Here is a 20,386-nt window from a genome sequence, read left to right as displayed (position 1 = left end):
GCAGGGGCGGGCGCCGGTCTTTTCCTTCCCCTTCTCACGGCTGGCTTTCTCGGGCCTGACCGGTTAAGCTCAGAAAGATCGATTTTTTCAGTTTTGCGCCGCCGGGCCGGCGTTCTCGCCTAAAATAGCCAAAAAAGGAAGCAACGGTACCTATGGCACGTTTCGAATATCCCCAGTCCTCTATTGATCCGGCAGCCACCGGCCTGGTGCCCATGGTGGTGGAGCAGACTGCCAGAGGCGAACGCTCCTTCGACATATACTCCCGCCTGCTCAAGGAGCGGGTGGTTTTTCTGGTCGGCCAGGTTGAAGACCACATGGCCAACCTGGTGGTCGCGCAGCTCTTGTTCCTCGAGGCGGAAAACCCCGACAAGGACATCCACCTGTATATCAATTCTCCCGGCGGGTCGGTGACCGCCGGCATGTCGATCTACGACACCATGCAGTTTATCAAGCCGGATGTGAGCACCATGTGCATCGGTCAGGCCTGTAGTATGGGGGCCTTCCTGCTGGCCTCGGGCGCCAACGGCAAGCGTTATGCGACTCCAAACTCCCGGGTGATGATCCACCAGCCCAGCGGCGGCGCCCAGGGCCAGGCCAGCGATATCCATATCCACGCGCAGGAAATCCTCAAGATCCGCCACCGCCTGAATGAACTGTTGGCAAACCACAGTGGTCGCAGTGTGGAGGAAATAGAGCGGGACACTGAACGCGACCACTTCCTGGGTGCAGATGAGGCGAAAGAATACGGCCTGGTGGACGATGTGCTGGCACGCCGCCTGGTTACCGAAAAATAAGACTGACCGGTCATTTTTGTCGGCTGACGCGCCGATTGGCTGAATCTGGCATTCGGAGCCCCGGGAGCCCTCACAAAGGGCTTGAAAATCCCGCCAAAACACAGCATCTTGCTATTGAACAAAGACCGATTGATAGCCGGGCCGCCGGCTGGCTGAGAGACCACGGAGTATTTTGATGACCGACCAGAGCAGCGGAGAAGACAACGGCAAACTGCTGTACTGTTCCTTCTGTGGCAAAAGCCAGCAGGAAGTGCGCAAGCTGATTGCGGGCCCGTCTGTGTTTATTTGCGACGAATGTGTCGAACTCTGCACCGATATCATTCGCGAAGAGGTGCAGGAGAGCGCCGAGGGGCCCGAGGGGCGCCTGCCCACACCGCGGGAGATCACCGATATCCTCGACCAGTACGTGATTGGCCAGGAACGCGCGAAGCGGGTGCTGGCAGTGGCGGTGTACAACCACTACAAGCGCCTGCGCAGCAAGAGTGGCGTCAAGGGCAAGGAAGACGTCGAGCTGAGCAAGTCGAACATTCTGCTGGTGGGCCCCACCGGCAGCGGCAAGACTCTGCTGGCGGAAACCCTGGCACGGCTGCTCAACGTACCCTTTACCATCGCCGATGCGACCACCCTCACCGAGGCGGGCTACGTTGGCGAGGACGTGGAAAACATTATCCAGAAGTTGTTGCAGAAGTGCGATTACGATGTGGAAAAAGCCCAGCAGGGCATCGTCTACATTGATGAGATCGACAAAGTCTCGCGCAAGTCCGACAACCCCTCCATCACCCGGGATGTCTCCGGCGAGGGCGTACAGCAGGCGCTGCTCAAGCTGATCGAGGGCACGGTGGCCTCAGTGCCGCCCCAGGGCGGTCGCAAGCACCCGCAGCAGGAGTTTCTGCAGGTGGATACATCTAACATCCTGTTCATCTGCGGTGGCGCTTTCGCGGGGCTGGACAAGGTGATTCGCGACCGTTCGGAGAAAGGTGGTATCGGCTTCAGCGCTGAGGTGAAATCCAAGGACAGCAACAGCAATTTCGGCGAGGTACTACGCGACCTGGAGCCGGAAGACCTGGTACGCTACGGCCTGATTCCGGAATTTGTGGGCCGCCTGCCGGTCACCGCCACCCTGGAGGAGCTGGATTGCGCCGCGCTGGTGAAGATCCTCACTGAACCTCGCAATGCGCTGACCAAGCAGTATGCCAAGCTGTTCGAGATGGAGAGCGTGGAGCTGGACTTCCGCCCCGACGCCCTGGACGCGGTGGCGAGCAAGGCCATGGAGCGCAAGACCGGTGCCCGAGGACTGCGCTCCATCATGGAGTCCGTGCTGCTGGAGACCATGTACGACATTCCCTCCACGGACAACGTGGCCAAAGTGGTAATCGACGAGGCGGTCATCAAAGGGGAATCGGCCCCCCTGCTGGTGTACGAGAACAGTGAGTCACAGAAAGTCGCTCCGGAGGAGTAAACCGACAGGCTGTGAAGAAAAGCCCCGATATGGGGCTTTTTTGTCACGCTGCCCTCATCTCCGGGCGGCCTCCCGATCGTATCGGCCGGCTGGTCGCCCACGCCTTTGAGGCACCTTTGGCCCTACCGTTTTTTATGTCGGCGCAAATTCCGGTTTAGATTAGACTTGTATTCCAGTTGCCGGCCCCCCATCTTTAGCAACTAGCTGGCGGTGACCACTTGAGACTGACGGTTCTTTAACCTGCAGTCATTGAAATGCCGCGCCAACCCCCAGTGTTCGGGCCGAGAGGAGTTCCATGGATCAGCCATCCAATACCACACTTGAATACCCGCTGTTGCCGCTGCGTGACGTCGTCGTCTACCCGCACATGGTGATTCCGCTGTTTGTCGGCCGGGAGAAATCCATCGACGCATTGGAAGCGGCGATGCGCAACGACAAACAGGTGCTGCTGGTCGCACAGCGGCAGGCGTCCGAGGACGATCCCGGTGCGGAAGATATCTACCGGGTGGGCACCGTCGCCAGTGTCCTGCAGCTGCTCAAGCTCCCCGATGGTACCGTCAAGGTTCTGGTGGAGGGCAGCCGCCGGGTCAATATCCTGGAGGTCAGCGACAGTGACTCCCACTACCGGGCCACAGTCGAACCCCTGGAGACCGAAGAGCTGCCGGAGGCCGAAGCTGAGGCTCTGGTGCGCTCGGCGATGACCCAGTTTGAACAGTATGTATCGGTCAGCAAGAAGGTCCCCAACGAGGTGATCACCTCCCTGTCCGGCATCGACGAGCCGGGCCGCCTGGCGGACACCATCGCCGCGCATATGTCCCTGGAGCTGCCGCAGAAACAGGAGCTGCTGGAGACCGCCAGTGTCAAGCAGCGCCTGGAACACCTGCTTGGCCTGATGGACTCGGAAATCGACCTGATTCAGGTGGAAAAACGCATCCGCGGCCGGGTCAAGAAGCAAATGGAGAAGAGCCAGCGCGAGTACTACCTGAATGAGCAGATGAAGGCCATTCAGAAAGAGCTGGGCGAAATTACCGAGGAGCCCAGCGAAGTCGAAGAGCTGGAGAAAAAGATCGCCGAGTCGGGTATGCCCGCAGATGCGGAGAAGAAAACCCGCGCGGAACTGGGCAAACTGAAAATGATGTCGCCCATGTCCGCGGAGGCGTCGGTGTTGCGCAGCTATATCGACTGGATGCTCAGTGTGCCCTGGAAAAAAGCCAGCCGTGTGCGTCACGACCTGAAAAAGGCGGAAGAAATCCTGGAGAAGGACCACTACGGTCTGGAGGAAGTCAAGGAGCGCATCCTCGAATACCTGGCAGTGCAAAAGCGGGTAAAGAAGGTCAAGGGTCCTATTCTCTGCCTGGTGGGGCCGCCCGGGGTGGGTAAAACCTCGCTGGGTGAATCCGTCGCCCGTGCCACCAACCGCAAGTATGTGCGCATGGCGCTGGGCGGTGTGCGCGACGAAGCGGAAATCCGCGGTCACCGGCGCACCTATATCGGCTCACTGCCCGGCAAGCTGGTCCAGAAGATTTCCAAAGTGGGGGTCAAGAATCCGCTGTTCCTGCTCGACGAAGTGGACAAGATGGGTATGGATCACCGTGGCGACCCTGCCTCGGCGCTGCTGGAAGTCCTCGATCCGGAGCAGAACAAATCGTTCAACGATCACTACCTGGAAGTGGATTACGATCTCTCCGATGTAATGTTCGTATGCACCTCCAACTCCATGAACATTCCCGGGCCACTGCTGGACCGCATGGAAGTGATTCGCCTGCCCGGTTACACCGAGGAGGAGAAACTCAACATTGCGCAGCGTTACTTGGTGCCCAAGCAGCGCAAGGCCGCCGGTTTGAAGGACGACGAACTGTCGTTGGGCAATGATACCGTGCGCGATATCGTGCGCTATTACACCCGTGAGGCCGGCGTGCGAAACCTGGATCGCGAGATTGCGAAGATCTGCCGCAAAGTGGTGACCAAGCACGTGCGCGAAGAGACCAGTGAAAAAATGCTCGTGAAACCGGAGCAACTGGAAGACCTGCTGGGTGTGCCCAGGTATGATTTCGGCCGCGCGGAAAAAGAAAATAAAATCGGCCAGGTAATCGGCCTGGCCTGGACCGAGGTGGGCGGTGACCTGCTCACCATCGAGGCCTCTGCGGTTCCCGGTAAAGGCCGGGTGGTGAAGACCGGTTCCCTCGGCGACGTGATGCAGGAGTCGATCCAGGCTGCGCTCACCGTGGTACGCGCGCGGGCCCAGGCCCTGGGCGTTGCCCCGGACTTTCACGAGACCCGCGATATCCATATCCATGTGCCGGAGGGAGCCACGCCCAAGGACGGTCCCTCGGCGGGTATCGGCATGTGCACTGCCCTGGCTTCGGTGCTTACCGGAATCCCGGTGCGCTCGGAAGTGGCCATGACCGGTGAAATCACCCTGCGGGGAGAAGTTCTGCGAATTGGTGGTCTCAAGGAGAAGCTGCTCGCGGCACACCGGGGCGGAATCAAGACGGTGTTGATCCCCGCAGACAATGAGCGCGACTTGAAGGATATTCCGGACAATATTCTGCAGGACCTGGTAATCAAACCGGTCAAATGGATCGATCAGGTGTTGGAACTGGCGCTGGAACACAAGCCGGAGTCCCTGTCCGACGAGGAGTATTCGGCGCTGCAAAAACAGGCAGAGGAGCGCTCGCAACGCTCGATGCGCACCCACTAGGCTAAAAAATAATCTGCCGATGACAGAAACCTGTTGGAGTTTTGTCCAACTGCCCGGAAAGCCCCGTGGTTCCTTGACCAGCTACCGGGCAGTTGGTATAAATCGTGACTTATTGACCGGCGCACAAGTGGCCGGCATCGAAGACTCGAACGCAAAGGCGTTCCGGAAGGAGGTGTTCCTGAAGGGGCGCCTGAAACATACTTAAGAAAAGAACAGAGGGATTAAGCGTGAACAAGTCCGAACTGATTGAAGCAATTGCCGCATCTGCAGATATTCCGAAAGCAGCTGCCGGCCGTGCTCTGGACGCAATGGTAGACAGCATTACCGGTGCCCTGAAAAAAGGCGATCAGGTGGCTCTGGTAGGTTTCGGTACTTTCGCCGTTAAAGAGCGCGCTGCCCGTACCGGCCGCAACCCGCGTACCGGCGATGAAATCCAGATTCCCGCGGCCAAGGTACCGGGCTTCAAAGCCGGCAAGGCTCTGAAGGATGCGGTGAATTGAAGGAGGCGGTAAATTAAGAAGCCTCACACCAAACCGAAGCTTCAGAGAGGCGTATCACTCGGATGCGCCTTTTTTGTATCTGATACGGGAGCCCGATGCTTTGGGCTTCAAGAATAATTTTTAGAGTCAACAGTCGGAGCTGAGCATGCTTCAGTCCATGCGAGACAACCTGAAGGGCACCGCGGCAGTTATTGTGGCGGGCTTTTTTGGTTTTATTATGGTCATTGGGGGAATTGATTTTTTCACCGGTGCAAGTGGAGGGTCCGCCGACGAGGTGGCGGAAGTCAACGGCGAAAAGATCACCAACCTGGATCTGCAGCGCGCGATCCAGAACCGCCGGAATATGATCATGAGCCAGTATGGCGACGACGTCCCGGCGGACCTCTTGAGCGACGAACAGTTGCGCGAGCCGGTTTTGCAGCAGCTGGTTAACAGTGCGGTTATACGCCAGGCGGCACAGGACAGCGGCATGGTGATGAGCCCGGTGGGAGTGGACAAGGAAATCACGCAGATTCCGGGTTTTCAGGTAAACGGCAAGTTCGACCTGCAGACCTATCGCGATGCCCTGCGTCGTATGGGCTACAGCCCGGCCGGTTTCCGCCAGATCATGGAGCGGGACATCGTCCTGCAGCAGTACACAGACAGCGTGTCGGAAAGCGCCTTCGCCACCCGAGAGGATGCCGAGCAGGTGGTGGCCATTTCCATGGAGGAGCGCGATTTCGACTATGTGGTGCTCCCGGTACAGGATCTGCTCGCGGAAACCATGGTTCCCGACAGCGAGATCGAAGCCTACTATCAAAACCACCAGGACGAATTCCGGCGCCCCGAGCAGGTGGCCATTGAATATGTTGAGCTGAAGCCGGCGCTGTTTGCCGACAATATCGATGTGTCGGAAGAGGATGTGCGGGCCCAGTACGAGCAGGAGGTGGCCAACTTCCAGGAGCAGACCCGACGCCGCGCGGCGCATATCCTGGTGGAAGAGGGTAATGAGGAGAAAATTGCCGAAATCCAGGCCAAGCTGGATGCCGGTGAAGATTTTGCCGAGTTGGCGAAAACTTACTCTGACGACATCGTTTCCCGCGAGGAGGGAGGCGATCTGGGCTTTACCACTGGCGACGTCTTTCCGGAACCCTTCGAGGACGCCCTGGCGGGCCTGGATGAAGGGGAGGTCTCCGCACCGGTAACCACTGACAGCGGTACCCACTTTATCAAGCTGCTGGAAGTGGCCGGCGCCGAGCCCCCCAGCTTCGAGGAGCGCAAGGCGGCCATTGCCGCGCAGCTGCGCAACGCGGAAGCCGAGCGTGAATTTGTCGACGCCCTCGGGCGCCTGGCGGATCTCGCCTACAACGCCGAAACCCTGGCCGGACCGGCGGAGGACCTGGGTGTCCCGCTGCAGACTACCGGGCTGTTCAGCCGTGAAGGCGGCAGTGGTGTCTCAGCCAACGACAAGGTGGCGGCGGCTGCTTTTTCTCCTGAGGTCATGGTTGATCGCAATACTTCCGACGTGCTCAATCTCAGCGAGGACCACGCCCTGGTGCTGCGGGTTACCGAGCACCAGCCGGCGGGGACCTATCCGCTGGCGGATGTTCGCGAACAGATCGTCGACCGCCTCAAGCGCGACAAGGCCAGTGCCCAGTTGGCCAGCCGCGCGAAGGAACTCGAGCAACAGTTGGAGCAGGGGAGCGAATTTGCCGAGTTGGCGGAGGCACAGGAGTTGACCCTGGAGACCAGCGACAAGACCCGCCGCGGCGGTTTCGGCCAGCGCGGTGAGATTATCGAGCGCGCTTTCTCCCTTCCCGCCCCGGATTCCCGCGACAGTGCGGTCAGCCGTTTCGCCACCAGCGCCGGAGACCAGGTAGTGCTGCAACTGCGCGAGGTGCGCCCCGGAGACCTGGCCCGCCAGAGCAGTGAGCAGCGCCGTGCACTGATGCAGCAGTTGGCGTCGGTAAACGGAAGGGCGGAGCTGGCCGCGGTGCAGAAGTTCCTGGCCGACAAGGCGGATATCGAGATTCAATAGTGCGAGTGTCAGCGTGCGCTGTGCGCCGCTGACAACTCCGGAAAGCAAAAAGCCCGCTCGCGCGGGCTTTTTGCTTTCTTGCTTCCACTCACCTTAACCGCTGATTACCCGCTCGAGGCGCTGTCCACAAACAGGGTCAGACGCTGGCCCGGCTGCAGGTAGCTTTTCTCGGTGATCTTGTTCCAGCGCAGGATATCCTTGATTTCGAGACTGAATTTCCTGGCGATGCGGTGCAGTGAGTCTCCGCTGCGTACACGGTAGGAGAGCTTGCGGGTGGTGGGGCTGTCGCCGCCGGCGTTGTAGGCGACCAGTTTTTGTCCGGGGCGCAGGGTGTCCGCGGGGGCCATATTGTTCCAGCTGGCCAGTTGGCGGACCTCCACGCCGAGGGAGCGGGAGATTTCCCACAGGGTGTCGCCCGGGCGCACGGTGTAGCTGGTCTTGCGACCGCTTCCGGAGGACTGATGGCCAACCCGTTGGTCCAGGGTGTAGGCGTACTGTGCGCCAGGGCCGGAAGCGCTGGGAATCAATAGCGTGTGCCCGGCGCGGATGGTGTTGCCGCGCAGTTTGTTGGTCTGACGGATCGCCGCCACGCTGGTCTTGTAGCGCTGCGCGATGGTGGACAGGGTGTCGCCGCGGGCGATCTTGTAGCGCTGCCAGCTTACCCGTTGGTCCTCGGGCAGTCGGCTGAGAGCACTGAGGAAAGTGTCCCGTTTTTCTATCGGCAGCAGCAACTGGTGCTTGCCGTTGGGATCGGTGGCCCAGCGGTTGTAGCCGGGGTTGAGCAGTTGGAGCTCCTCAATCTCGATTCCCGCTATGTCCGCCGCCTGGGCCAGTTCGATCTGGCTGCCCACGTCCACGGCTGTGTAGTAGGGCCGGTTGTCGATATCGTGCAAGGGGACGCGGTAGTAGTCGGGGCGCGAAACCACCTCTGCCAGGGCCAGTAGCTGGGGCACGTAGCGCTGGGTTTCCCGCGGTAGCTTCAGGTCCCAGAAACTGGTGCCCAGGCCGCGGCGGCGGTTGCGCTCCATGGCGCGTCTTACGGTACCTTCGCCGGCATTGTAGGCGGCCAGTGCCAGCTCCCAGTCGCCGTTGAAGCGCTCGGTGAGATAGCTGAAGTACTTGATCGCGGCGCGGGTGGACTCGTGGACGTCCCGGCGGCCGTCGTACCACCAGTTCTGCCGCAGGCCGAAGGAGCGACCGGTGGCGGGGATGAACTGCCACATGCCGGAGGCGCGGGCGTGGGAATAGGCGAAGGGGTCGTAGGCGCTCTCAACGATGGGTAGCAGCGCCAGCTCCAAGGGGTGTCCCGCCGCTTCCAGTTGTTCCGTCACATGGAAGATGTAGCGGCGGGAGCGCTCGGTGACCCGCGCCATATAGCCTTCATTGCGGGAAAAATAGGTGATGTAATCCTTCACCTTGGGATGGTCGGTATGCCGCTGCAAGCGAAAACCGCGCCGCAGCCGGTCCCAGATGTCCACCGGAGGCAGGGCTCTCTCCCGCGGGGCCTGGGTGTAGCTTTTCGCGGTATTGGCAGCTACATCGACCCCTTTGCCTGTGTGTTCTTGCGCAATATCGGGTTTTGGCGTCTGCGCGCAGCCCCCCACCGCCGCGGCAAGCAGCGCGACGGCAAACTTTCTGTGAACCATGTGATGTCCAGGTGTCTATTATGATCTGTGGCTCCAGGCCCTTATTCGAGATATGCCTGAGCTTTTCGTTGTAATTATCTGATTCTAAAGACGGGAAGAAGTTTCGGTCAACGAAAATTGACTAAAAATTGTCCTTCCAGCGGCGCAGATAGGCGAAGACCTCCACTTCATCGGAGTTTTCTGTGGCCCCGTGGTTGGCCGCCTGGCGGGCCAGGGCGGGGATATGGCAGCGGAGGAAGGGGTTGGTAGCCAGTTCTTCACCGATGGTAGAGGGGAGGGTGGTCTTGCCGCTCGCGCGCAGTGCCTCTACCTGCGCCAGGCGGTTGCGCACCGCCTGGTTGCCGGGTTCCGCCGCCGCGGCGAAACGCAGGTTGGCGAGGGTATATTCGTGGGCGCAGTAGACGCGGGTTTCCGGCGGCAGGGCGCTGAGCTTGGCCAGGGAGCTGTACATCTGCGCCGGTGTGCCCTCGAACAGCCGGCCGCAGCCCGCCGCGAACAGGGTGTCGCCACAGAAAAGGTGGTTCTGCTCGACCCGCCCATCATTTTCGCGCAGCAGCAGCGCCAGGTGGTCCAGGGTGTGGCCGGGCACGTCCATCACCGAAACCGGGAATCCGAGCACCTCGCAGCGGTCGCCGGCGGCCAGGGGGTGGGTGACTCCCTCTACGGAGCCGGGGCCGTATACCGGGCAGTGATACTTTGCCGCCAGTTCGGCGATGCCTCCGGTATGATCCCAGTGGTGATGGGTGATCAGGATGCCGTCGAGTTTGCGCTCCTCCAGGGCAGTCGAAACCGGGCCCGCATCGCCGGGATCTACCACCCAGTCCTGCTCGTCTCGCTGCAGGTGCCAGATATAGTTGTCACTGAAAGCTGCGATTGGTGAGATTGTGAGCATTTCCGCGGCCCGTTACTTTTGGAGGAATAACAGTATCATAGGGTGAAGGGCATTTGCCGGGAGGGGCTGTGGAAACCGGTCGAATATTGCGGCTTTTTCCGGGAAAGTAAGAAATTCATACTGTCTCAGCAGGTTAGGCAAAACCAGGTTTCAGAGATAGGGACAAGTGAGGGAATCTATGGAGAAAAAATCCATTCCGGGCCGGCGGCGGGGGGAACAGCCCTCCCTCGCACAGTCCTGCCCGGCTCTCGCCAACTGGTTTGCCAGCCCGCTGGGGAAGGAGATACTGTCACAGCAGCTGGCCCTGGCCCAGCCGCTGGTGGAGGGCCTGTTCGGCTACCACTTGATGCAGGCGGGGGTGACCAGTGCGGTGGACTTTGCCGCGTGCAGTCGCATCAACCACCGCTTCCGGTTCAATGCCTGCCGCGGGCAGAAGGGCGCAGCCCAGGTGGAGTTCGAGCAGCTGCCGCTCCCCTCGGAATCGATCGATGTGGCCCTGTTGCATCACCTGCTGGATTTTTCCCCCCAGCCCCACCAGGTACTGCGGGAGGCGGCGCGGGTGCTGATTCCCGGTGGCCATATGGTATTGATCGGCTTCAACCCCTTTTCCCTGTTGGGGCTGTCGCGGCTGCTGTTCTCCGGCAGTGCACATCAGCGGGGTAACCAGTTGCGCGCGGCGCGGGTGGCGGACTGGATGAACCTGCTCGACCTGCAAGCGGACAAGGTGGAGCGGGGATTTTTCCGGCTGCCGTTGCAGCAGCGCGAACTGCTGGCCAAGACCGCCTGGATGGAGCGCTTGGGGGCCCGTTGGCACTTGCCTTGGGGAGGCTTTTACATCATAGTCGCGCGCAAAGAAGTCGCGCGTATGCGCACGATCAAAATCGACTGGCGCGGGGAGCGCAAACCCGCGATCAGTGTGGTCCCTTCGAGTTCGCAGATTGCGGCGCGGCGGCGCCATCAGAAACACTAGTGGGCCATGTGGTAAATTCTGTAACCGATCTCTTCGCCACAGCCCCCAGTGCTGCGTTGAAAAAGCTTGAATTAGCGCTGCTAGTCCTGCGCTTTTTCGCCTTGCCCTGGAGCCTGTGGCTGTGAGCTTTAGTTACCGAATTTACCGCATGGCCCACTAGCCGGCATCGCCGGCTTTTTATTGCAATACAAAAAGCACTCATCTTGAAACAAGTCACTATTTACACAGATGGCGCCTGCCGCGGCAATCCCGGGCCGGGTGGCTGGGGAGCTCTGCTGGTTCACGGCGATGCGGAGCGCGAACTGTTCGGCGGTGAGAAACACACCACCAATAATCGAATGGAGCTGATGGCGGCGATCAAGGCTCTGAATGCGCTCAAGCAGCAGTGTCGCGTGGATTTGCACACCGACTCCCAGTACCTGCGCCAGGGGATTACCAGCTGGATACACAACTGGAAACGCAATGGCTGGAAGACCGCGAATAAAAAACCGGTAAAAAATGCTGACCTCTGGCGCCAACTCGAAGAGGGCATAGCCCACCACGAGGTGCACTGGCATTGGGTCAAGGGTCACTCCGGGCACCCCGGTAATGAGCGCGCGGACCAGCTCGCCAATCGCGGCATCGATGAATTGGGAGGATAGCAATGCGTCAGGTTGTTCTGGATACCGAAACCACGGGTCTGGACCCGAAGAGCGGTCATCGCATTATCGAGATCGGCTGCGTGGAAGTGGTGAATCGGAAGCTCACCGGGCGCCACTACCACCAGTACATCAATCCCGAGCGGCAGGTGGACGACGGCGCCATCGAGGTGCACGGCATCACCAATGAGTTTCTCGAGGACAAGCCGGTCTTCGCGCAGATCGCCGATGAGTTTATGACCTTCTGCGAAGGCGCTGAGCTGGTGATTCACAATGCGCCTTTCGACGTGGGCTTTATCGATTGGGAGCTGAAACGGCTGGGCAGCCCGCGCTGGAACAGTGTCGCCGCCCACTGCGGGGTGTTGGATACCCTGGCGCTGGCCAGGGAGAAGCACCCGGGCCAGAAGAACAGCCTGGATGCCCTGTGCAAGCGCTATTTTGTCGACAATTCACAACGGGATCTGCACGGCGCCCTGCTGGATGCCGAGATTCTCGCCGATGTCTACCTGACCATGACCGGCGGCCAGACGGATCTTATGCTGGCTCAGAGCGGCGAGCGCGAGACCGACGGTGGGGAAAACCAAAGCGAACAACGGGATCTCACTCCCGGCGCCATCCGGCGGGTGGCAGCGGACAGGCCGCAGCTGGCGGTGCTTCGGGCCAGTGCCGAGGAGGAAAAAGCGCACCGGGAGATGCTGGCGCTGCTGGAAAAATCGGCCGGCAAGCATTTTTGGTAGGGTCAAGCCTGCCGGGTGCCCCTGAAATTGGTTCGTGGCGGCCCTCCTGTTGCCGGTAGCCGTTCGTTCAACAGCCTCATCGGTCTGTTTAAGCCGCAGGCGCTTTTCTCGAACGGCTCCGGCTATCAGGGCCTTCGCATCACTAAGTCGAGGCCTGGGCGGCCCCGATGCCGGTGGCCGTTCACTCAACAGCCTCATCGGCAAACGTCTCGCGAACGGCCCCCGGCATCGTGGCCTTAGCATCAAGTCCGGTATTCTTTCCCGAGTCCCGAGTCCCGAGTCCCGAGTCCCGAGTCCCGAGTCCCGAGTCCCGAGTCCCGAGTCCCGAGTCCCGGGGGCGAGTAGCTACACCATATAAATTACACAAACCAGCGCCACTAGACTGAGCACCACCGTATAGGGCAGGGCCATAATCACCATGCGCCCATAGGACAGGCGGATCAGCGGCGCCAGTGCGGAGGTCAGCAGGAACAGGAAAGCTGCCTGGCCGTTGGGTGTCGCCACGCTGGGCAGGTTGGTGCCGGTATTGATGGCGATGGCCAGCTTGTCGAAATGCTCGCGGGTGATCTCCCCCGCAGTCAGGGCCGCTTTCACTTCGTTGATATACACCGTGGCCACAAACACATTGTCGCTGATCATCGACAATATGCCGTTGGCCAGGAAGAGCATGCCCGGTTGCTGCGCCGGCTCCAGCCCGAGCACGAAGTGGGTCACCGGTTCGAACAGGTGCTGTTCGTGAATCACCGCAACGATGGCGAAAAACACCACCAGCAGGGCGGTAAAGGGCAGGGCCTCTTCGAACGCGTGGCCGATGCGGGCTTCCTGTACCACGCCGTTGAAGGCGGTCAGCAGTACGATGATCATCAGGCCGATAATGCCCACTTCCGCCACGTGAAAGGCCAGCGACAGCACCAGGATGACCGCGACTATGCCCTGTATCCAGAGTTCGGCCACGTCTGTGGAGCTGCGCTTTTTCTCCTCTTCCTGGGAAAAATTCACCAGCACGTCGCGCACGGCGCCGGGCAGTTTGGCGCCGTAGCCGCAGATGCCGGTCTTTTCCAGCAGTGCGCAGGTCAGCAGGCCGGCGAAGAACGAGGGGATGGTGACCGGGGCCATATTCAGGAAGAACTGCAGGAACTCCCAGCCCGCCTTTTCCGCGATCAGCAGGTTCTGCGGCTCGCCCACCAGGGTGGTCACACCGCCCAGGGCGGTGCCTACGGCGCCGTGCATAATCAGGCTGCGCAGGTAGGCGCGGAACTGGTCCAGGTCTTCTCGGTGGTATTCCACCACGTGATCATCATTGGAATGGTCGTGGTCGTGATGGTGGTGGGGCTGGTTGGAGGCCACCCGGTGGTATACCGAGTAGAACCCCACCGCGACGGCGATCAGTACGGCGGTGACGGTGAGCGCGTCCAGGAAGGCGGAGAGCACTGCGGCCACAGCGCAGAACAGCACCGAGAGCAGTGTCTTGGACTTCACATTGATCAGTATTTTGGTGAATACGAACAGCAGCAGGCTCTTCATGAAGTAGATTCCGGCCACCATAAACATCAGCAGCAGGATTACTTCGAAATTTTCCGTCACCTCGTGGTACACGGCGTCGGTGCTGGTCATTCCCAGCAGCACCGCCTCCATCGCCAGCAGGCCGCCGGGTTGCAGCGGGTAGCATTTCAGGGCCATGGCGAGGGTGAAGATGAACTCGCCGATCAGCACCCACCCGGTGATAAAAGGGCTGGTGGCGTAGAGCAGGACCGGATTGGCGATCAGGAATAGGGCAATGGTCAGCTTGTACCAGTCGGGCGCTTCGCCCAGGAAGTTCTCAGTGAAAGCCCGGCCGAAGCCGTTGCCGGAAGCTGTGAGGGCGTTATTGTATGTGTTCATTTTTACTTTCTTGGTTAACTGCTAGCCTGGATAGCGCCCTGTGGGCCGGGAGACCCACGGGTACGGAGGGGAACGCTACCCAGTTTGGGGGAAAATTCAAGTAGTTTCGCCATTCCCCGTCCCTGCGTCCTCGAATTGTCGATTATTCGATGGAATTTGTCCGCTCAGAGGTGGACTCTTGGTGGGTTTGGTATAAATTGCGTTGTAGTTGACCGAACCCCTCTGTTCTGGTCGAATTTTGTGCAAAACAATAATGCAGCGGTGTGAGCAGTGACTGAAGTGCGCGATATCAATATAACTTCCGTGAATGTGGTAAAGGAAGAACTGGTGGCGACTATAGATGGCGCTGCCAGTCAGCTGGACCAGTTTGCGGTGGATCACGGCAACAAGCAGTCCCTGGCACAGTGCCTGTCGTCATTGCGCCAAGTGAATGGTGTTTTGCAGATGGTACAGCTGCACGCGGCGGAGCTGTTGGCCCAGGAGATGCTCAGCGCAATGACGGATCTGCAGGAGGGCCGCCAGGAGGTTACCGACGACTTGATGGAGGGCCTGGGTACGGGATTTTACGTGATCACCCGCTATCTCGATTTCGTGCAGAACCGCAGCAGCGCCCGGCCGGAACTGCTGATTCCCTACATCAACAACCTGCGGGGGGCGCGCTCGCAGTCTCCGGTACCGGAGAGCCATTTCTTTCGCTGCCGCCTGGATGCCGATGTGCCCGGCGCCGTCTCCTCGGCGGTGATGTCTGAAGACCTGAACAACTTCGTGCGCCGTTTCCGCCACATGTACCAGGTGGGGCTGCTGGCGCTGTTGCAGGGCAAACCCTGCAAGCCCGCCTACACCATGATGGCGCGCGCGTTGCAGCGTGTCGCCAGCGTTTCCGCCGGGCGCCCCAACGGCCGGTTGTGGGCGGTGGCGGGAGCGGCCCTGGGGGGAATGGCCTCGCGGGAGATGCACATCAATCGCGCCCGGGTGATGGTGTTCAGCATGTTCGACCGCCGCCTGCGCGCCCTGCAGAAACAGGGGGATTCCGCCCTGGACGAGCCGGCGCCCCCGGTACTGTTGAAGGAGTGTCTCTACTGGCTGGCGCTGTCCACGCCCGGCGGCCAGGGCGCCCGGGTGCTGGAGGCCTTCTCGGTTGCTCCCCTCGGCTACAGCGAGGCGGAGCTGGAGCGGGAACGGGCCAGCCTGGGTGGGCCGGGGGCCACGGCGATCACCGCGGTGGCCGGCGCCCTGGACGAGGAGCTCACCGGCGTGCGCCGCATGCTGGACGATATCGAGATGATCGGGCTCACCGGCCTGGATGACGAGGGCGGACTGGCGGGCACCCTGCAGCGCATTGCCAGTACTCTGAAACTGCTCAATTTCAGGCGGATCGGTGACGGCCTGAGTGAGGCGGTGGAAGAGTACCGCAGCGCCGCGCCGGCCGGCGGCGCCGCGGCGGAGTCGGCGCTGCAGAAACTCACCGGCCAGGTGCTGATGGTGGACAGTACCATCCGCGCCCTGCGCCAAAGTTCCAGTATCGACGTGGATGAATACGGCCAGGCGGACATCGCCCTGGAGCACAGCCAACTGGCCGAGGCGGAAGTGGCGGTGCTCAAGGAGGCGGAGGCGGGGCTGTCGCTGATCAAGCGCGCGCTGGGAGCCTACGCGGAGTCCGGGTTTGATCACGGCCATATTCGCAATGTATCCACCACCCTCAACAGCGTGCGCGGCGGCCTGGTGGTGCTCAGCCTGCGCCGCGCCGCGGCGGTGGTGGAGCGCCTTGTGGACTTCGTCGAGGCGGTGATGGACCAGCGGGAGGCGGCCCCCGGCTTGGAACAGTCCCTGGATATTTTCGCCGACGCCATCATCAGCCTGGAGTACTACCTGGGCGAGGTGAAACTGCACCGCGACGCGGACATGCAGTCCCTCAACCTGGCGGTGGAAAGCCTGGAGGCCCTCGGGTATCCCGTTGAGGTAGCCTGAGCCGGTGGCCGGATTGGATTTCACTCCCGCCGCCAGCGCCCGCCCACAGCCGCAGTTTTCCCTGCATATCGCCGTGGTGGAGGGGCAGTTGCTGTGCCGTGGGGCACGGTTCCTGCACAGCGATTTCCCTTTTCCCGCCAGAGCTGTTGTTTCCAGCCATTACCTGGGAGAACTGGGCGGAAGAGCATGCGGTGTGCACTTGCTGTCTGAGCGCCTGCCGGCGGAGGGGTGCAACTGGCGGGGTCTGCGCAGTTTGCTGGGGGAGGTGGACGAACTGCATTTTGCCCTCGCCGGACGGGCGCTGCAGGTGGCCAACTGGGACATCGACCACCGTTTTTGCGGCCGTTGTGGCGACGTTACCGAATACCACCCCTGCGACCGGGCGCGGGTCTGCCCCCGTTGCCAATTGGCGGTGTACCCCCGAATCTCCCCCTGTGTCATTATGCTGGTTTCCCGCGGAGGGGAGTGCCTGCTCGCCCGCCACCGGGAGCACCGCCACGGCCTGCTGACCGCACTGGCGGGTTTTATCGAGCCGGGGGAGAATGCGGAGCAGGCCCTGGCGAGGGAGGTGCGCGAGGAGGTGGGTCTGGAAGTGGGTGCCCGCCACTACATCGGCAGCCAGTCGTGGCCCTTCCCCGGCCAGTTGATGCTGGGGTATATCGCCGAGTGGGCCGGTGGTGAACTGAAACCGGACGGACTGGAAATTGCCGAGGCGGCGTGGTTTCACTACAGCGAACTGCCCGCGGCCATCCCGCCGCCGCAGACCCTGTCCGGGCAGTTGATTCGACGGTTCGCGGAAGAAGCGGCACGACAAAAGCTTTGAGTTAACAAGAGTATAACAAGAGTCCGATAACGATATGTATATCGCGATAACTTTCCTGTTCGCGCTGCTGGCGCTACTGTTGGTTTTCTGGGGTGGCAAGATACTGGTGGGCGGCAATTGGCTACTCGGCTTTATCCGCGGCAGTATCGGCATCCTGCTGCTCGGCGGTGCCCTGTTGATCGTTCTGGTGGCGGCGGATATCTACAGTTACAGAAACCTGGCGAAGGAGCACAACGTGGGCACTGTGTCCTTCGAGAAACTCGGCGACCAGCATTTCCGGGCCAAGTTTGCCGACCAGGACGGAATGGCTCAGCACTTCGAGCTGCGTGGCGACCAGTGGCAGCTGGATGCGCGAATGCTAAAGTGGAAAGGCCCGCTGGCGCGCTGGGGCATCCAGCCGGCCTACCGCCTGGACCGTCTCAGTGGCCGCTATCTCACCCTGCGGGACGAGCGCGACAAGGAGCGCTCTGTATACCAGCTGCGGGAGAGCGATTATGGTGTCGATATCTGGCGCACACTGCGGGACGTCGATAACCAATTGCCATTTGTGGATGCGGTCTACGGCAGCGCGACTTTCCTGCCCATGGGAGACGGCGCTGTCTACGAGGTGCGGATCAGCCACACCGGCCTGCTGGCGCGACCGCTGAACCAGCAGGCCACTTCGGCACTTGACGAGTGGCAGTGAGTTGGATTTGAACTCGAAACCAAAGTAATAAATACAGATATGGAGGTTTAGTGGAATTTCTCAGTGAGTATGGCCTGTTCCTGGCCAAGGTGGTGACCATTGTCGCTGCACTGTTGTTGATTATCGGTTTTGCGGTAGCCAATCGGGAACACCTGAAAGAGCGTATGCAGGGGCATATCAGTGTCACTCACCTCAATGACCGCTACGAAGAGATGAAAGAGACACTGCTGGAAGCAGTGTTGGACAAAGGCGAATTCAGCCACCGTAAGAAAGAACTGGCGAAGGAGAAGAAAGCGCGGGAAAAGGCGCTGGCCAAGGCGAGAAAAGAACGGCAAAAGGCAGAAAAGTCGGCAAAGAAAACCGATAGTTCCGTGCTGGAAAGCACCGATACCCCGGTGCCGGAGCAGGCGGAAGCGGACGCTGAAGCCGGGGAGCAGCATCCCGCTGCAATATCCGCGGCGCCGGAGAAAAAAAGCCGCCGGCGTATTTTCGTAATGCATTTCGACGGCGACATCAAGGCCAGTGCGCTGTCCCAGTTGCGCGAGGAAATTACCGCAATCCTGCAGGTGGCCGAGCGCGGCGACGAAGTGGTGCTGTGCCTGGAGAGCCCCGGCGGTATGGTCGCCAACTACGGGCTCGCCGCCAGCCAGCTCGCGCGGGTGCGCGGCGCCGGTGTGCAGCTCACGATTGCCGTGGACAAGGTGGCGGCCAGCGGCGGCTACATGATGGCCTGCGTGGCGGATCGCATACTGGCCGCGCCCTTTGCCATGCTGGGGTCCATCGGTGTGCTGGCGCAACTGCCCAACTTCAACCGTCTGCTCAAGCGCCACGATGTGGACTTCGAACTGTTCACCGCCGGGGAGTACAAGCGCACCGTGACCATGTTCGGGGAGAACACCCGGGAGGGGCGCGAGAAATTCCAAAGCGACCTCGAGGATATCCACCAGTTGTTCCAGCACTTTATCACCGAGTACCGGCCGAAACTGGATATCGCCAAGGTAGCCACCGGCGAGGTCTGGTTCGGCCAGCGCGCGCTGGACCTGGGTCTGGTGGACGAACTGAAAACCTCGGATGAATATCTCACCCGCTGCGCGCAGGATTCGGAACTCTACCAGGTGGAGTACAAGGAAAAGCGCAATATCGCTCGCAAGATGGGCCTGGCGGCGCAGGCGGGCGTGGAGTCAGCACTGATGCGGCTGTTTTCCCGCCTGGCGGCCTGGCGTCACCAGGCTCAATGATCAATTACCATTGATCATCGATCGTCGGAAATTGAAGAGGGGTTGCTATGGACAAAACCTTTCGCGCAATCCAAGTAGAGGAGGTGGCGCCCGGCAAGTACGACCAGCGGGTGGTACGGCGCCGGCTGGAGGACCTGCCGGACAATCCGCTGCTGCTGGCGGTCTCCCACTCTTCGCTCAACTACAAGGATGCGCTGTCCGCCTTCGGCAACCGCGCCGTCACCCGGGAGTATCCGCACACGCCGGGTATCGACGCGGTGGGAGAGGTGCTGGAGGACAAAAGCGGCACCTTTACCCCCGGTGAGCAACTGCTGGTCACCGGCTACGACCTGGGGATGAACACCCCCGGCGGCCTCGCCGAACGCATCGCCATCCCCCCGGACTGGGCCCTGCCGCTGCCCGAGGGCCTGACGGCGCGGGAATCGATGATCCTGGGCACCGCCGGCCTCACCGCCGCCCTGTGTGTGGAGAAGCTGCTGGAGGCCGGAGCCCGGCCGGCGGATGGCGAGGTGCTGGTGACCGGCGCTACCGGCGGCGTGGGCTCTATCGCTGTGGCGTTGCTGGCCAAGCTGGGCTTTCGCGTCGCCGCGGTGACCGGCAAGCTGGAATCCTCGGGATTCCTCACCGGTCTGGGGGCCTGGAAGGTGCTCGATCGCGAGTCCCTGGCGCCCTTCGCCAGCAAGGCCATGGCCAAGCCGCTGTGGGCCTGGGCGGTGGATACCGTGGGGGGGGAGACCCTGTTCAACGTCATCAAATCCCTCGCCTACGGCGGCGGTGTGGCCGCCTGCGGCATGGCCTCCGGCGCCCAGTTCCAGGCCAATGTATTCCCGTTTATCCTGCGCGGTATCAGCCTGCTGGGGGTGGACAGCGTGGAACTGCCGCTGGAGAAGAAGGCCGCCACCTGGGAAAAGCTGGCGGGCGACTGGAATATCGGCGAGAAGCTGCAGAGCATCGCCGAAGACATCTCCCTTGAGCAGGCGCCGGAGTTTCTCGCGCGGCTGCACCGCGGGCACGGTATCGGGCGCTATGTGGTGGATTTGGCCCTATGATGGGATTATATCGGGACCCGGGACCCGGGACCCGGGAGCGTCGGGAGGCCCGTTTTACGGCAAGCCGGGAACTCTGTTGTCCGCAAAGGTCTTACTTTGGCTGAAGGTTATCTTCGCTAGTGTGGTGTTTCATACTAAATGGTCCTATCAGAGCCCCCCAAAAAGCTCACAGTTAGGCGCAGCTCGCAGGGAATGGTCATTCCATTTTCAAGAGCTGCAACGCAGCTGTGGGCATTTTGGGGGGCTCCCTCCGGGCGGGCCGCTAAGCAGCCATCTGCGGCGTTGCATTTGCTTGACGTAGCCGGCTACGCCTGCGCAAATGCGCCTTGCATCTGGCCGCTTAGCGGCCCGCTGATATGACCATTTAGTATGAAACACCACACTAGGT

The 20,386-nt window shown here is 61.0% G+C and carries 16 protein-coding genes; 13 read left to right on the top strand and 3 right to left on the bottom strand.

Going from position 1 to position 20,386, the window contains the following annotated elements; all coding sequences use genetic code 11:
* Positions 1-152: 152 nt before the first annotated feature.
* The 5 genes from clpP (at position 153) to ACRC0P_RS07060 (ending at position 7,471) form a co-directional block, all read left to right on the top strand.
* Entirely contained in the window at positions 153-794 is a 642-nt protein-coding gene (gene clpP / locus ACRC0P_RS07080; RefSeq protein WP_438629311.1) for an ATP-dependent Clp endopeptidase proteolytic subunit ClpP, read from the top strand.
* Positions 795-969: 175 nt separating this feature from the next.
* Positions 970-2,253, top strand: coding sequence for an ATP-dependent Clp protease ATP-binding subunit ClpX (clpX, locus tag ACRC0P_RS07075; protein ID WP_438629309.1), 1,284 nt, complete (start codon positions 970-972; stop codon positions 2,251-2,253).
* A gap of 295 nt (positions 2,254-2,548) precedes the next feature.
* On the top strand, positions 2,549-4,954 hold the full coding sequence (lon, locus tag ACRC0P_RS07070) for an endopeptidase La (RefSeq protein ID WP_438629307.1): 2,406 nt from the start codon (positions 2,549-2,551) through the stop codon (positions 4,952-4,954).
* 227 nt (positions 4,955-5,181) lie between these two features.
* Positions 5,182-5,454, top strand: a complete 273-nt coding sequence (gene hupB, locus ACRC0P_RS07065; protein WP_183458451.1) for a nucleoid-associated protein HU-beta — start codon at positions 5,182-5,184, stop codon at positions 5,452-5,454.
* A 145-nt stretch (positions 5,455-5,599) separates the two neighbouring features.
* Positions 5,600-7,471 (top strand): SurA N-terminal domain-containing protein, encoded by a 1,872-nt coding sequence (locus tag ACRC0P_RS07060; RefSeq protein ID WP_438629304.1) that lies wholly within the window; start codon positions 5,600-5,602, stop codon positions 7,469-7,471.
* Positions 7,472-7,575: 104 nt separating this feature from the next.
* Here ACRC0P_RS07060 and ACRC0P_RS07055 read toward each other — a convergent pair whose 3' ends face one another.
* Positions 7,576-9,117 carry a LysM peptidoglycan-binding domain-containing protein gene (locus ACRC0P_RS07055; protein ID WP_438629302.1) on the bottom strand — a complete coding sequence of 514 codons (1,542 nt, stop codon included), beginning with the start codon at positions 9,115-9,117 and terminating at the stop codon, positions 7,576-7,578.
* A 121-nt stretch (positions 9,118-9,238) separates the two neighbouring features.
* On the bottom strand, positions 9,239-10,009 hold the full coding sequence (gene gloB / locus ACRC0P_RS07050) for a hydroxyacylglutathione hydrolase (RefSeq protein WP_438629300.1): 771 nt from the start codon (positions 10,007-10,009) through the stop codon (positions 9,239-9,241).
* Between the two features lie 178 nt (positions 10,010-10,187).
* Between gloB and ACRC0P_RS07045 the strand changes: the two genes are divergently transcribed.
* The 3 genes from ACRC0P_RS07045 (at position 10,188) to dnaQ (ending at position 12,354) form a co-directional block, all read left to right on the top strand.
* Positions 10,188-10,979, top strand: a complete 792-nt coding sequence (locus ACRC0P_RS07045; protein WP_438629298.1) for a class I SAM-dependent methyltransferase — start codon at positions 10,188-10,190, stop codon at positions 10,977-10,979.
* Between the two features lie 203 nt (positions 10,980-11,182).
* Positions 11,183-11,620, top strand: coding sequence for a ribonuclease HI (rnhA, locus tag ACRC0P_RS07040; RefSeq protein WP_438629296.1), 438 nt, complete (start codon positions 11,183-11,185; stop codon positions 11,618-11,620).
* Between the two features lie 2 nt (positions 11,621-11,622).
* Positions 11,623-12,354 carry a DNA polymerase III subunit epsilon gene (gene dnaQ / locus ACRC0P_RS07035; protein WP_438629294.1) on the top strand — a complete coding sequence of 244 codons (732 nt, stop codon included), beginning with the start codon at positions 11,623-11,625 and terminating at the stop codon, positions 12,352-12,354.
* 345 nt (positions 12,355-12,699) lie between these two features.
* Here the strand turns inward: dnaQ and nhaB are convergent, their stop codons facing one another.
* Positions 12,700-14,235 (bottom strand): sodium/proton antiporter NhaB, encoded by a 1,536-nt coding sequence (nhaB, locus tag ACRC0P_RS07030; RefSeq protein ID WP_438629292.1) that lies wholly within the window; start codon positions 14,233-14,235, stop codon positions 12,700-12,702.
* 270 nt (positions 14,236-14,505) lie between these two features.
* On the opposite strand from nhaB, the gene ACRC0P_RS07025 reads away from it, so the two are divergent.
* The 5 genes from ACRC0P_RS07025 to ACRC0P_RS07005 are packed head-to-tail and all read left to right on the top strand — an operon-like array spanning position 14,506 to position 19,998.
* Positions 14,506-16,203 (top strand): hypothetical protein, encoded by a 1,698-nt coding sequence (locus tag ACRC0P_RS07025; RefSeq protein ID WP_438629290.1) that lies wholly within the window; start codon positions 14,506-14,508, stop codon positions 16,201-16,203.
* A 13-nt stretch (positions 16,204-16,216) separates the two neighbouring features.
* Positions 16,217-17,026, top strand: coding sequence for an NAD(+) diphosphatase (nudC, locus tag ACRC0P_RS07020; protein WP_438629288.1), 810 nt, complete (start codon positions 16,217-16,219; stop codon positions 17,024-17,026).
* Positions 17,027-17,060: 34 nt separating this feature from the next.
* A complete protein-coding gene (locus ACRC0P_RS07015) occupies positions 17,061-17,711 on the top strand; it encodes a cation/multidrug efflux pump (RefSeq protein ID WP_438629286.1) in 651 nt (216 codons plus the stop codon).
* A 50-nt stretch (positions 17,712-17,761) separates the two neighbouring features.
* Positions 17,762-18,949: a protease SohB gene (sohB, locus tag ACRC0P_RS07010; protein WP_438629284.1), complete on the top strand. Its 1,188-nt coding sequence runs from the start codon at positions 17,762-17,764 to the stop codon at positions 18,947-18,949.
* A gap of 47 nt (positions 18,950-18,996) precedes the next feature.
* Positions 18,997-19,998 carry a YhdH/YhfP family quinone oxidoreductase gene (locus tag ACRC0P_RS07005; protein WP_438629282.1) on the top strand — a complete coding sequence of 334 codons (1,002 nt, stop codon included), beginning with the start codon at positions 18,997-18,999 and terminating at the stop codon, positions 19,996-19,998.
* The last annotated feature ends 388 nt before the right edge of the window (positions 19,999-20,386 follow it).

The organism is Microbulbifer sp., from assembly GCF_051659245.1.
Taxonomy (GTDB): domain Bacteria; phylum Pseudomonadota; class Gammaproteobacteria; order Pseudomonadales; family Cellvibrionaceae; genus Microbulbifer.
Note: the sequence above shows the minus strand (reverse complement) of the source record. Positions and strands in the feature narration are given on the sequence as shown.